Source organism: uncultured Vagococcus sp., from assembly GCF_963518325.1.
Taxonomy (GTDB): Bacteria; Bacillota; Bacilli; order Lactobacillales; family Vagococcaceae; genus Vagococcus_D.
Window position 1 is genome coordinate 37,028 of record NZ_CAUQJB010000015.1, and the last position, 12,878, is coordinate 49,905.

At 38.1% G+C, this 12,878-nt stretch carries 12 protein-coding genes; all 12 read left to right on the forward strand.

Going from position 1 to position 12,878, the window contains the following annotated elements:
* Positions 1-357: 357 nt before the first annotated feature.
* The 12 genes from RWN13_RS13130 to RWN13_RS13185 all read left to right on the forward strand — a co-directional run bounded on the left by RWN13_RS13130 (position 358) and on the right by RWN13_RS13185 (position 12,878).
* Positions 358-1,206, forward strand: a complete 849-nt coding sequence (locus tag RWN13_RS13130) for a phosphate ABC transporter substrate-binding protein PstS family protein (protein WP_314064347.1) — start codon at positions 358-360, stop codon at positions 1,204-1,206.
* A 174-nt stretch (positions 1,207-1,380) separates the two neighbouring features.
* The gene (gene pstC / locus RWN13_RS13135) at positions 1,381-2,301 is read left to right on the forward strand and encodes a phosphate ABC transporter permease subunit PstC (RefSeq protein WP_314064350.1); all 921 of its coding nucleotides are present in this window, start codon (positions 1,381-1,383) and stop codon (positions 2,299-2,301) included.
* Positions 2,301-3,185: a phosphate ABC transporter permease PstA gene (gene pstA, locus RWN13_RS13140; RefSeq protein WP_314064352.1), complete on the forward strand. Its 885-nt coding sequence runs from the start codon at positions 2,301-2,303 to the stop codon at positions 3,183-3,185. Before pstC ends, pstA begins: the two co-directional genes overlap by 1 nt.
* Positions 3,186-3,277: 92 nt before the next feature.
* Positions 3,278-4,087 (forward strand): phosphate ABC transporter ATP-binding protein PstB, encoded by an 810-nt coding sequence (pstB, locus tag RWN13_RS13145; RefSeq protein WP_314064353.1) that lies wholly within the window; start codon positions 3,278-3,280, stop codon positions 4,085-4,087.
* Complete coding sequence (gene pstB, locus RWN13_RS13150; protein WP_399553669.1) at positions 4,065-4,850, forward strand: phosphate ABC transporter ATP-binding protein PstB; 786 nt, start codon at positions 4,065-4,067, stop codon at positions 4,848-4,850. Before pstB (RWN13_RS13145) ends, pstB (RWN13_RS13150) begins: the two co-directional genes overlap by 23 nt.
* 14 nt (positions 4,851-4,864) lie before the next feature.
* Positions 4,865-5,545, forward strand: coding sequence for a phosphate signaling complex protein PhoU (phoU, locus tag RWN13_RS13155; protein ID WP_314064359.1), 681 nt, complete (start codon positions 4,865-4,867; stop codon positions 5,543-5,545).
* A 353-nt stretch (positions 5,546-5,898) separates the two neighbouring features.
* Complete coding sequence (locus RWN13_RS13160; protein ID WP_314064362.1) at positions 5,899-7,173, forward strand: peptidoglycan DD-metalloendopeptidase family protein; 1,275 nt, start codon at positions 5,899-5,901, stop codon at positions 7,171-7,173.
* 389 nt (positions 7,174-7,562) lie between these two features.
* On the forward strand, positions 7,563-9,185 hold the full coding sequence (gene liaX, locus RWN13_RS13165; RefSeq protein ID WP_314064365.1) for a daptomycin-sensing surface protein LiaX: 1,623 nt from the start codon (positions 7,563-7,565) through the stop codon (positions 9,183-9,185).
* Positions 9,186-9,278: 93 nt separating this feature from the next.
* Positions 9,279-9,617, forward strand: coding sequence for a PspC domain-containing protein (locus tag RWN13_RS13170; protein ID WP_314064367.1), 339 nt, complete (start codon positions 9,279-9,281; stop codon positions 9,615-9,617).
* A complete protein-coding gene (locus RWN13_RS13175; protein ID WP_314064370.1) occupies positions 9,617-9,979 on the forward strand; it encodes a phage holin family protein in 363 nt (120 codons plus the stop codon). The genes RWN13_RS13170 and RWN13_RS13175 overlap by 1 nt, the downstream gene beginning before the upstream one ends.
* 287 nt (positions 9,980-10,266) lie before the next feature.
* Positions 10,267-10,977, forward strand: a complete 711-nt coding sequence (locus RWN13_RS13180; RefSeq protein ID WP_314064372.1) for a glucosamine-6-phosphate deaminase — start codon at positions 10,267-10,269, stop codon at positions 10,975-10,977.
* Positions 10,978-11,576: 599 nt separating this feature from the next.
* On the forward strand, positions 11,577-12,878 hold the full coding sequence (locus tag RWN13_RS13185) for a hypothetical protein (protein WP_314064375.1): 1,302 nt from the start codon (positions 11,577-11,579) through the stop codon (positions 12,876-12,878).

A 12,878-nucleotide genomic window follows, 5' to 3' on the forward strand; every position in this document is an offset into this window, starting at 1 on the left:
ACTGTAGTGGCTAAATAAACACTCCATCAAACTAAATCGTCTAAAATAGATTTCGTACATATTATAGCATATTGTTATTATAAATTGTTAGAAAATTGCGATTTTTATTGATAAATAACTTTCTATTTTAAAATAACGTACGTTTAGTGTACAGAAAATCAGTGATTGGATCCAATATAAAATAACGCTTTTTTTATTTGCACTTTTGAAATAAAAATACTTGCTTTTTCTCGGGCGAACCTATATGTTTAATAAAGAGAAGTTGTTATGGAAAAATACGTTATTTAGCAGTTTTAAAGCCGCTAAATAATTTCCGTTTTTTTCAAGACTTTTCGCTAAATTTAGGGAGGATCAAAAGTGAAAAAATTCTTACAACTCAGCTATATATTGCTTGCAGTTTTGGCATTGTCAGCTTGTAAAATTGACCGCGGCGAATCTGTCATGGCAGTCGGTTCATCAGCAATGCAGCCTTTAGTTGAGGCGGCTGGCGAACAATATAGTGGAAAACATGTTGGAAAATTCATTAATGTTCAAGGCGGTGGGAGTGGTACTGGTTTGAGTCAAGTTCAATCGGGGGCGGTTGATATTGGCAATTCGGATTTATTTGCTGAAGAAAAATCAGGTATCGATGTGAGCAAACTTGTGGATCACAAGGTGGCTGTTGTAGGTACAACACCAATCGTTAACAAAGAAGTCGGATTAAAAAATATTTCGATGGAAGATTTAAAGAAAGTATTTACGGGGGAAATCACCAACTGGAAAGAAATTGGTGGCAAGGATTTAGACGTTGTTCTTTTAAATCGCGCAACCGGCAGTGGAAGTCGTTATACATTTGAGCACTGGGTCTTAAATGGCGAAACAGCTAAAAAAGCTCAGGAGCAAGAGTCAACAGGGATGGTCAGACAAATCGTCAGTACCACACCCGGAGCTATTAGTTATGTGGCATTCTCATATGTTAATGAGGACGTTCACCCCTTAGCGATTGATAATGTTCAACCAACAGATGATAATGTAATGACCAATGCATGGCCAATTTGGTCTTACCAGCACATGTACACGAAAGGTGAGCCAACAGGTTTAACAAAAGAGTTTCTGGATTTTATGTTCTCGCCAGAAGTACAAGAAGAAATAGTGCCACAGCTAGGCTATATTCCAGTTTCAAGTATGGAAGTAGAGCGAGACGCTGAAGGTAATCTTGTTAATTAGCCATTAAATTCAGCTAGGTTGAGAATTTATGGTTACTGAAAAATGAAAATTGAATAGAAAATTTATCTGTAAATAATTTTGAAAGTTACATGATAGTTATGTGCAACAAGCAGATGGCCCAGTGATGATGGCCATCGTTCGTAATGCTTAGTTAACTCACTAGGAGGGTACGTCTTGGAAGATGTCCGGAGTAATTTATTAAAAAAATCCAAAAAAGCAAAGTTGGAGCAAGTTGGAAAAACCATTAGCTTCCTTTGCATTACGTTTATTGTATTAGTTGTTGTCGCCATTTTTTATTTTGTTGCTAGCAAAGGGTTAGCCACTTTTTTTAAAGACGGCGTGAATGTTTTTGATTTCTTATTTGGCACTGACTGGAGTCCTGGAAATGTTGGGGAGAATGGTAAGCCTTTAGTTGGGGCTTTACCAATGATTGTGGGTTCCTTTGTAGTAACTCTCTTGTCAGCTTTGGTAGCCACGCCATTTGCTATTGGGGCAGCGGTTTTTATGACGGAGATTTCGCCTAAATTAGGAACTAAAATTTTGCAGCCTGTTATTGAGCTGCTAGTGGGGATACCTTCCGTGGTTTATGGTTTTATCGGTCTATCCGTAATTGTTCCAGCAGTCCGTTCTGTCTTTGGCGGCAGTGGTTTTGGTATTTTAGCAGGAACCTTTGTCTTGTTTGTCATGATTTTACCAACGGTTACGTCAATGACTACTGATGCTTTAAAAGCAGTCCCTCGTCACTATCGCGAGGCGTCATTGGCCTTAGGTGCGACTCGTTGGCAAACGATTTACAAAGTAGTGCTACGCTCGGCTGTGCCAGGTATCTTAACAGCTGTGGTTTTTGGAATGGCTCGTGCTTTTGGTGAAGCCTTAGCCATTCAAATGGTTATTGGTAATGCGGCCTTGATGCCAACCAGCTTAACAACACCGGCATCAACCCTTACAAGTATTTTAACCATGGGAATCGGGAACACTATCATGGGTACCTTAGAAAACAATGTCTTATGGTCGTTAGCATTGATTCTATTGACGATGTCACTTTTATTTAATATTTTAATTCGCTTTATCGGCAAGAAAGGAGCGATTAAATAATGACTCCTAAAAAAGCAGATAAATTAGCAACAGGCATTCTCTACGGGATTTCTAGCATTATCGTTTTGATTCTGGCTAGTCTATTGATATACATTCTGGCCCGTGGTTTGCCACATATTAGTTGGGAATTTTTAACAGCTCGCTCAAAAACGTTCCAAGAGGGTGGAGGAATCGGCATACAGCTATTTAACTCCTTCTACCTATTACTCATCACCATGATTATCAGTATTCCGATTTCTTTAGGAGCAGGGATTTATTTGTCGGAGTATGCAAAAAAGAATTGGCTAACTGATTTAATCAGAACAGCTATTGAAATCTTAAGTTCATTGCCATCTGTTGTCGTTGGTTTATTCGGTTTCCTCGTGTTTGTTGTACAAGCGGGGCTGGGTTTTTCCATAATTTCAGGTGCCTTAGCTTTAACATTTTTTAATTTACCATTACTGACTCGGAATGTGGAAGAGTCTCTAAAGGCCGTTCATTTCACTCAACGGGAAGCTGGTTTGGCTTTAGGTTTATCTCGCTGGGAAACCGTGATTAAGGTAGTTGTCCCTGAAGCCTTACCGGGGATTTTGACGGGGATTATTTTAGGAGCGGGCCGGATTTTTGGTGAAGCGGCTGCCTTGATTTATACAGCAGGGCAAAGTGCGCCAGCTTTGGATTTCTCGAATTGGAACCCAATGAGCATCTCTAGTCCGTTAAACATTTTCCGCCAAGCGGAAACCTTAGCAGTCCATATTTGGAAGGTAAACAGTGAAGGGACAATGCCTGATGGGGTTCAAGTTTCGGCTGGTGCGTCAGCAGTCTTGATCATCGCCGTTTTGATGTTCAACTTGGTTGCTCGTTTCTTAGGAAAGAGACTTCACAAAAAAATCACCTCTGCCTAGTTGGCCGTTGAGTTAACTAAATCAAGTTAATCAGCCTAGCTAGTGAACGAGCGGTAAGTGCTGACACAGTTTTTCAATAAGGAGCTTATATCATGAAAGAATATGATTTAAACGACACACATATAATAAAGTTTAACCCTAAAATCCAAGATATTGCCCTGACGACGAATGATTTGCATGTTTGGTATGGCCAAAATGAAGCCATCAAAGGGGTCTCTCTGGAATTTGAAAAGAATAAAATTACCTCTCTCATCGGACCTTCAGGTTGTGGCAAGTCCACTTATCTGCGTTCTCTTAATCGTATGAATGATGAAATTGCCGGTACTAAAGTTACAGGTGAAATCATGTATGAGGAAACCAATATTAATTCAAAACAAATCGATGTTTATGAAATGCGTAAGCACATTGGCATGGTCTTTCAACGACCTAATCCGTTTAGTAAGTCGATTTATGGCAATATTACCTTTGCTTTGAAGCAACATGGTTTGCACGACAAAAAGCAGTTAGATGAAATCGTTGAAACGAGCTTAAAGCAAGCAGCTCTTTGGGATCAAGTAAAGGATAATTTGGATAAGAGTGCTCACGCCTTGTCAGGTGGTCAACAGCAACGGCTGTGTATCGCCCGGGCAATTGCTCTGAAACCGGATGTGCTACTCTTAGACGAGCCGGCAAGTGCCTTAGATCCGATCTCTACCAGTAAGGTTGAAGAAACACTGGTCAATCTGAAGGAAAATTACACTATTGCGATTGTGACTCACAATATGCAACAAGCCGCTCGGATTAGCGACTACACAGCATTTTTCTATATGGGGAAAGTTTTAGAGTACGATCAGACTGCTAAAATATTTACCCGTCCGAAAATTCAAGCAACTGATGACTATGTCTCAGGACACTTTGGTTAAGGAGACGACTATGACGATTATTGAATCAAAACAACTCCATTTGTTTTATGGTAAAAAAGAAGCGTTAAAAGGTATTGATATGCGTTTTGAAAAAGGTGAGATCACTGCCTTAATTGGGCCGTCAGGCTGCGGGAAGTCCACTTATTTGAGAACACTGAATCGGATGAATGATTTGATTCCCGATGTGACGATCACCGGAAATGTTCTGTTTAAGGACAAAAATATTTACAGCCCTAAGACAGATACAGTTGAACTGCGTAAGCAAATCGGTATGGTATTTCAGCAACCAAATCCCTTTCCCTTTTCAGTTTATGAAAATGTGATTTACGGGTTGAAATTAGCCGGAACTGCCGATAAACAAGAATTAGATGAAGCCGTTGAAACCAGTTTGAAAGCGGCGGCGGTGTGGGATGATGTGAAGGACAAACTCAATAAGAGTGCGTTATCTCTGTCTGGCGGACAACAGCAACGAGTGTGCATCGCCAGAGTGCTGGCGGTTAAGCCGGAAATTATTTTATTGGATGAACCGACCAGTGCATTGGATCCTGTTTCAAGTGGTAAAATAGAAAATATGTTGTTTGAATTAAAAGAGCATTATACAATGATTATGGTGACACACAATATGCAACAAGCATCACGAATATCAGATAAAACTGCGTTCTTTTTGAATGGTGACCTTATCGAATACGATAAGACTAAGAAAATTTTCTTGAATCCATCCAAACAAGAGACAGAAGACTATATCACCGGTAAATTCGGGTAGGGAGGAGTAACATTATGTTACGGACACAATTTGAAGAAGATTTACAGAATTTACATACTCAGTTTTCAACAATGGCTCAAGAAGTAAGTGATGCCGTTTATAAATCGGTCAAAGCTTTTATTAAACATGATAAAGAAATTGCCTATAATGTGATTGAAAATGATGTTAAAATTAATGAGTTAGAAGTTCAATTAGAGAAGAAGAGTCTTGAGATGATTGCGTTACAGCAACCTGTCACAACGGATTTGCGGATCATTATCACCGTTATGAAAGCTAGTTCAGACTTAGAGAGAATGGGTGATCATGCTGTGTCGATTGCCAAATCAACTATTCGCGTTAAAGGCAACGAACGGATTTTGGAAGTGGAAGAAAAAATTTCAGATATGGCCGATGCTGTTAAGATTATGGTTGACAGTGTTAAAGATGCTTATATCAACGGAGATTTGGATCAAGCTAAAGCAATCGCTCAAAGTGATGCCAAAGTAAATGAATACTTCAACGAGATTTATGACATGTGTATTAAAGAAATGAAAGAAAATCCAGAAACCGTTGTCGGTGGCACTGATTATTTACAAGTCGCTGGCTTTCTTGAGCGAATTGGCGATTATGTGACCAATATTTGCGAATGGATTGTTTACTTGAAAACAGGTAAAATCTTGGAATTAAACTCAAATCGCGACGATTTAATCAGCTAGGCATCATTATAGGTACCAAGAAGAAGGGCAGATTGCTAAGCAATTTGCTCTTTTTACTTGCAGTCTTTTATCGTTTCCGTTAAACTATATGTTTGAATGTTTGACAATTCACAGAGTTAGGAGTGTGATAAATGTCAAAAAATGAGTGATGAACCACTGATTATTGACACAAGTTTGTGTTTGTCGCGTGTTACACTTAGTTCAATCCTGCAGCAAGATACCTATTGCTAAAGTCGCTGATTATGGCTGTAAAGTAAGGCGAAAACTTGTAATAGAACTGTAACTTTGTATCATGAGATTTTATGTTATAGTCTTATATGTAGGAAAAAATAATAAAGAGGTAAACTAATTATATGAAGAATAAATATATCACCCTGTTATCAGTGCTAGTTATCGGCGCCTCTTCACCATTAATGGCTGCCGCTGATACGATTGACAATGAAATTAATCATACAACCAATAAAATAGAAACTCTTAAGGGGCAAAAGGCGGAAGCGGAAGCGACTCTGGAGGCCTTAAATACTGAAGTAGCAAATCTTGAAGCACAAGTTCAAGAGACTTTAGATAAAAAGGGCGAGCTTGAGCAAGAGTTGAATAACTTAAATACTGAAATAACCAAATTGGAAAATGCCATTGAAAAGCGGAATGTTAAAATTAAAGAGCAGGCTCGTTCAGCTCAAGTTAATACATCAAGTAACAGCTATTTAAATGTTGTGCTTGAGTCAGACAGCATTTCTGATGCGATTACGCGTTCATGGGCTTATTCAAAGTTAGTTTCAGCCAATAATGATATTATGACGGCTCAACAAGAAGATAAACAAGAATTAGCTGATAAAAAAGTAGTAGTTGACGGGAAAATTGTGGAAGTCACTGCCTTAACTGAAGAATTGAAAGTTAAGCAAGAAGAAATGACGGCTAAACAATACGATCAAGCGATTTTAGCCAAAGAAGTGGCAGCTAGTCTAACGACAGAAGAGTCTAAAAAAGCTAGCTTGTTAAAAGAAAAAGAAGAAGCTGAAAAACGCAAAGCCGAAGCGGAACGTTTGGCTAAAGAACAAGCCAAAAAAGAAGCGGAAGCGGCAGCTAAATTAGCAGCTGAACAAAAGAAACGTGATGAGGAAGCCGCTAAAACAAGTGTGGCTATCGCTCAAGAAATTAGTACTATTAATACACAAGTAATGCCTGATGATAAAGATAATCAACCAGCAAACCGTCCAGCTCAAGGGTCTGGTGATTTCCAACACCCACTGCCAAGCTTAATCATGACAAGTGGTTATGGTAATCGACCTGATCCAAATGGTGTTTCTGGAAATGGTCATGATGGGATTGACTTTGCAGGAAACTTAAACGATCCTGTTTATGCAAGTCGTGGTGGTACTGTTGTGTCGTCTGGCTTTGATGGCAGTGCAGGGAACTATGTCATTATTCAACATGATAATGGCTACTATACTTATTACTTGCACTTGAACTCAATTTCAGTGTCAGGTGGAACGGTCGGTGCTGGCCAAGTGGTTGGTCTGATGGGAACAACTGGTAACTCAACAGGGGTCCATTTACATTTCGGTATTGCCACAACTGGTTCTTGGTCAGGTTTTGTTGATCCAGGTCCATACTTAGGTCTATACTAATACATACTATAGAAGAAGTTATCGTAATGATAGCTTCTTTTTTTGTGCGACACTCTATGGGAAGGGATTCAATAGTAACGTGCTGTTTGATTCTAGACGCCTGAGAGCTGATAAGTGAAATATTGAAATATCTGTGAATTCATAGGCTGAGGATTGAGACTGGTGGAGATCTGAGGTACACTTAAGTCAAGTAATCAGAGATGAAGGAGGTTAGGCAGGTGTTTTGAGTTAGGCAATCGGTTTAGGTCTTAAGAGGTAGTAAGACTATCAAATGAAGAATAAATCCATCTTAAGTCCTATGACAATTGAATGAAAACAAGGCATAATAAGTATGTAAGAAGGAATACTTCTTTTATATGAAGGTAATTAGCTAAGGAGGCTATATAGTTATGAAAGAAAGAGAAAGAGTATTTGAACTAGTTAAACAAGGTATCATCACTACTGAAGAGGCTTTGGTCTTGTTAGAAAATATGGCAACTGAAAAAGACGAAAAAATCGTCAAAAAAGAAGCTCAGGACGTTAAAAAAGGTCCAGTGAAACCAAGTACTGAAAGCCCAGCAGACAAACCGTTTGATGAGAGTGATTTATTCGGTCCTGAAAAAGACTTGGAAGAAGCTGAAGAAGAAGCTTTTCAAAAATTTGCTGCTAATGAAGAGGAAGACCGTCAACGTCTCGAAAAGATTTTAGATGAGTTAGCAACAGAAGCGAATAAGACATCTGCTGAGTTAGATGAAGTGAATGTTGAGATTCAAGGTATTAATGCAGCGATCAAAGAAAAAGAAGAGCAGTTAATGGTTCTTAATACTATTGAAGAATTGGATGAGTTAGCAGAAGACAAAGTGGCTGAACGGACTAAGATTGAAGAAGAAATCAGCGACTTAAATGCTAACAAAACCCAATTAGAAGTTGAAAAAGAAGCGTTTGAAGAAAAATTAAAAACCATTCGAAAAGAACAAAAAGAAGGGACCCGCGAGCAATGGTCCAAGAAATTTGAAATTCCGAATGATTGGGAAGAGTCATTTAATGACTTTGGCCAAAAAATGGGTGAAGCTGGGACGCAATTCGGTCGTAAGATGGGAGAAGCTGGCAGTCAATTAGGCCGTTTCTTTAAAGACACCATTAAAACAGTGACAGAAACTGTGAACGATAACGTTGATTGGAAAGACATCAACATCAAAGTTCCGGGAGTGGCAACTAATAGCTTCCAACATGAATTTTATTACCCTGAAACTGCTGCATCATTAATTGATGTGAAGGTGGCAAATGGTGAAGTAACCTTCAGTACTTGGGAATCAGAAGATTTAAAAGTCGTGGCTGATATTAAACTTTATGGTAAGATGGATGCCGATACGCCTTTTGAAGCTTTCTTAGAAAGAAGTCAAATTGATGTGGATGATGAAACCATTTCATTCCAAATTCCAAATAAACGAATCCGTGCAGATTTACATTTCTACTTACCAACACGCGTTTACGATCACATCTCTGTTAAATTATTGAATGGTGACGTGAATGTGGAAAGCTTGGAAGCGAAAGATTTGTTTATGAAGAGTACGAACGGTGATATGAGTTTTGAGAATTTAACAGCGACGATGTTAGAGGTAGAAGGTGTTAATGGTGATGTGACGGTTAGTGATAGTGATATCATGGACTTCTTGGCTGAATCCGTTAACGGTGACTTCGTCATTCAATCTAAAATTGAAAATGCTAATATCTCTAATGTCAATGGCGATATCAAGGTCACTGCTCAAAAAGAAAACTTGAAAAAAATCGAAGCGAAAGTGGTTAACGGCGCTATTAAAGTGGCAGTTCCCAAAGAAGTCGGCATTGAAGGGCTTGCGAAAACAAGTTTAGGCAGTATTAAAAATCGTATTAGCGAATTTGAAGTGATTCGCGAGAAGAAAGAAAAAACAAATCAAATGTTACAGTTCCGTCGTTATAATGAAGAACAAACCGTTTATATTCGTTTGAGCACAACGACAGGCAGTGTCTATTTGAAAGATACAGATCAGTAATAACAAAAATAAGAAACAGAAATGGTGTAGAAGGAGCGTGAGCTCTTTCTTACACCGAGGTTTAACGATAATGTCAGAAGAGGTGAGAGAGATATGAAAAAGAAATTAACTAAATCAAAAAACAATGTGGTCGTATCTGGTGTACTAGGTGGGATTAGTGAATTTATCGGAATTGATCCAACAATTATCCGGGTGGTCTATATTATTTTAGCTCTATTTACGGCTGGTTTCCCAGGCTTTATGTTGTATATTGCATTGATGATTATTATGCCAAGCGATCGTAGTAATGCGAACAGCTATAATGGACCCTATAATCAAAACCAACAAAATCGTGATCGTTATCAAAGTTATCATGGATATGGTAAGGAGCAAAAAGCGACGAAACGTAAAGAGGCGGAAAAAGTCAACGACGATGATTGGAGCGATTTCTAATGTCGTATTTTCAACGTTTGATTGTTAATACGTTGACATTTATCTCACTCTCAGTCTTGTTACCTGACGATATGTTTCATGTTAATAGTTTTCTGATTGCGGTGATGGCAAGTTTCATATTATCGATTCTAAATGGTTTTGTTAAACCGATATTATTGCTGTTATCATTGCCGATTACGATTATTACCCTTGGTTTTTTCAGCTTTGTAATTAACGCGTTAATGCTAACCATGACGTCTAGTCTGATTGGCCAGCATAACTTTGGCTTCTCAAGTTTTTGGATAGCTATTTTAGTGGCGATGATTATGTCGTTTGTCAATTCGGTAGTAATTAATCATAATACATCAGATCGTTATGAGTAGGTCCAGTAAGTTTGAAAGTAAATTTGTATGTTGAAAAACACCTTGATTCCATCGTGGAAGAGGGTGTTTTTTGGTTTAGTAGTAGATTAGCGAAAAATTAGTCTTCGTTTAGAAAAAGGCGCTTATAAGCAATCTTTAAAATTAGCGGTGGAAATATCACGTGTTGTTAAGACGCCTATTGAAGATTTGTTTATTTTTCCTGAATAATATGTAGCCTTGGGCTTGTATTTACTGAAATAATATTTTATAATTGGACTATACCAAATAGCAGAATGGAGACGTCACTGATGAATATTATTGCAGTTAAAGACCAAATAGAAGGCGGTAAAAAAGCGTTTGAACTTATCCGTCAAGGAATAGAAGCGAACAATGCTAATGTATTAGGATTAGCAACAGGAAGCACTCCTGTGACATTATATGAAGAAATGGTAAAAAGCGACTTAGATTGCAGCGGTTTAATTGCCATCAATCTGGATGAATATGTGGGATTAAAGGGGACCGATAGCCAAAGCTACCGGACGTTTATGAATGAACATTTATTTAATGCCAAACCATTTAAAGAATCTTATGTGCCAGACGGCATGGCCCTGGATGCCGATGCGGAGTGTGCTCGTTACGACGAAATAATCGCGAACAACCCAATTGATATTCAAGTCTTAGGCATTGGGACAAATGGTCATATTGGTTTTAACGAACCAGGAGCACCTTTTGATTCAACTACTCGTAAGGTTGATCTAGTAGAATCTACGATCGAATCAAATAAACGTTTCTTTGAGAAAAAAGAAGATGTGCCAACCCAAGCTTATTCAATGGGGATTGGTTCGATTTTGAAAGCCAAAGAAATCATTTTGATTGCTTATGGCGAAGCGAAAGCTGAGGCTCTTAAAGGGATGATCGAAGGACCTAAAACAACCGATTGCCCCGCTAGTGCGTTACAAGATCATGCTAATATTTATGTGATTGCTGATGAAGCAGCTTTGTCAAAATTAAGTAAATAAACTTATGGCCCTTTTACTAATCCTTACTGATTGGTGAAAGGGCCTTTTGGTGTGACCATTAACCGGCAACCAGAACTGGCAGCTTTTAAAGTAGAGACAAAACATGTTTAGGAATTAAGCTAATGAGAATGTAAAAGGAGCTGAAACTTAATGTAATAAGTAATAGAATAGTCTGGACTGTCATGTTTAATAGGAAATTGTCGTTAAAAGATAAGGCTAAACATTCAATAATTAGACATATTAAGCTGACAGTAGCGGTTAAGGTAAATGCTTTTTTTAGAACTTTTAGATGGTGAGTGACTGTCAAACAATTGCGGATAAAAACCACAATCAGCGCCACGGCAATAACCGATTGAATCATAGAAGGCTCCTTTCTTTGTTGAGGTTTATTTTAACAGATAGCTAGATTAAGAGGGAGAAATTGGCTAAAAGGTAAGAAAAACGACCTGAATTGTTGGAATATTCTTAAAACACTTGTTTATTATTTAACTAACCTTTATTATTAACTAGTATTCGTTTTTTGAACAAATAAATGATTCTGTCAAATAGTGAAGAGGGAATTAGTTCGTCGACATAAAAACCAGGTTAGGGGAAGTTAGATGGAAATATCAGTAGCGGAATTATACATGCTTAATTTAGTTGGTTCCTTTATTTCTGTGGCACCACTTTTTATTTTAGTCTTTTATGCAAGTCAAAAAAGTTATTCTGTTAAGAAACAAGCAAGTTTTATCCTAATAGCTAGCCTTAGCAATGGTTTTATTGGATCAGTTTTGACTGATTTGACCCAACCTGTGATTTCAAGTAGTAGGATGGTGTTGATTTCCTGCTTGTATCTTAGCAGTTTGTTAGTTTTAGCTAGAGGTTATGTTGGGAATGACGGATTGGCGGTGGTTGGAATGGCTAGTTTTTTTTCGGTTTTTTTCCAAATGATTGAGGGCGTCGCTGTAGTCATCCGTTTTTCTTTTTTAGATGAATGGTCGTTGGTTCCAGCTCATTTATTTGCCTATTGTTTCATAGGGGTGATTATGTCGCTTGTTGTTGTAGTTGTCATGAGATTTAAGTTGTTTTTAACAAAATTATGGCAGGTTTTTCAATTAAGGAAGATGGTAGTGGTGGCAATTGTTGTGGATTTGGCTTACACTCACTTGCCGATTCATCTTGATGTCTTTTTACGGGAGCAGCTTGGGGCAGATTTAATGTCCAGTCGCTTGTTAATTCATGTTTATTTAATCGTTTCAGGCATTTTTCTGTATACGGTGGTCAATATTTTCGCAAATAGTTTAGTTGAGGCTCAGCTACTTAAGAATCAACAGACAAGGATTTGGCAACAGGAGATCCAGGTTAAACGCTTAGAAGGGATTCAGCATAAAATGCGATTGTTACAACATGATTATAAAAATATTGTGGCAAGTACACGGTATAGCAATAATCAAGGTGTTCATGAAGTTGAAGGGTATCTTAACCGGGCACTAACGAGTTTAGACGATGAATTAGCTGCGAGTATACGGCAGATTAATCAATTGACAGCTATCGATATTATGGAAATCAAGGACTTAGTATTAAGGCGTTTGGTTGAGATGGAAGCCAAGCAAATCAAATTAAATCTTGAAGTATTTTCAACGGTGTCGACTTGTGGAATTCCCATTGCTGATTTAATTGACTACTTGGATCGTGTATTAGATGAAGCTATCATGACTGTTTTGCCTATAGAAAAACCGACTGTTCACTTGGTTTTACTTCAAGAGGAAACACGACTGTCAGTGATCGTCAAATATATAGCTAAAGAGGGTGAGCAGTTTAGACGGGGTCATCAGAAGGATAGTCTTCGTCAATATAGTCAGGTTGCCCGTCGACGATTTAAGGAAGACGATTATTTGATCCAATCATTAACAATTGTCTAA

Excerpts from the sequence above, each read along its gene's own strand:
- pstA (WP_314064352.1), top strand. The coding sequence starts at position 2,301 with ATGACTCCTAAAAAAGCAGATAAATTAGCAACAGGCATTCTCTACGGG.
- pstB (WP_314064353.1), top strand. The coding sequence starts at position 3,278 with ATGAAAGAATATGATTTAAACGACACACATATAATAAAGTTTAACCCT.
- pstB (WP_399553669.1), top strand. The coding sequence starts at position 4,065 with ATGTCTCAGGACACTTTGGTTAAGGAGACGACTATGACGATTATTGAA.
- phoU (WP_314064359.1), top strand. The coding sequence starts at position 4,865 with ATGTTACGGACACAATTTGAAGAAGATTTACAGAATTTACATACTCAG.
- RWN13_RS13160 (WP_314064362.1), top strand. The coding sequence starts at position 5,899 with ATGAAGAATAAATATATCACCCTGTTATCAGTGCTAGTTATCGGCGCC.
- liaX (WP_314064365.1), top strand. The coding sequence starts at position 7,563 with ATGAAAGAAAGAGAAAGAGTATTTGAACTAGTTAAACAAGGTATCATC.
- RWN13_RS13170 (WP_314064367.1), top strand. The coding sequence starts at position 9,279 with ATGAAAAAGAAATTAACTAAATCAAAAAACAATGTGGTCGTATCTGGT.
- RWN13_RS13175 (WP_314064370.1), top strand. The coding sequence starts at position 9,617 with ATGTCGTATTTTCAACGTTTGATTGTTAATACGTTGACATTTATCTCA.
- RWN13_RS13180 (WP_314064372.1), top strand. The coding sequence starts at position 10,267 with ATGAATATTATTGCAGTTAAAGACCAAATAGAAGGCGGTAAAAAAGCG.
- RWN13_RS13185 (WP_314064375.1), top strand. The coding sequence starts at position 11,577 with ATGGAAATATCAGTAGCGGAATTATACATGCTTAATTTAGTTGGTTCC.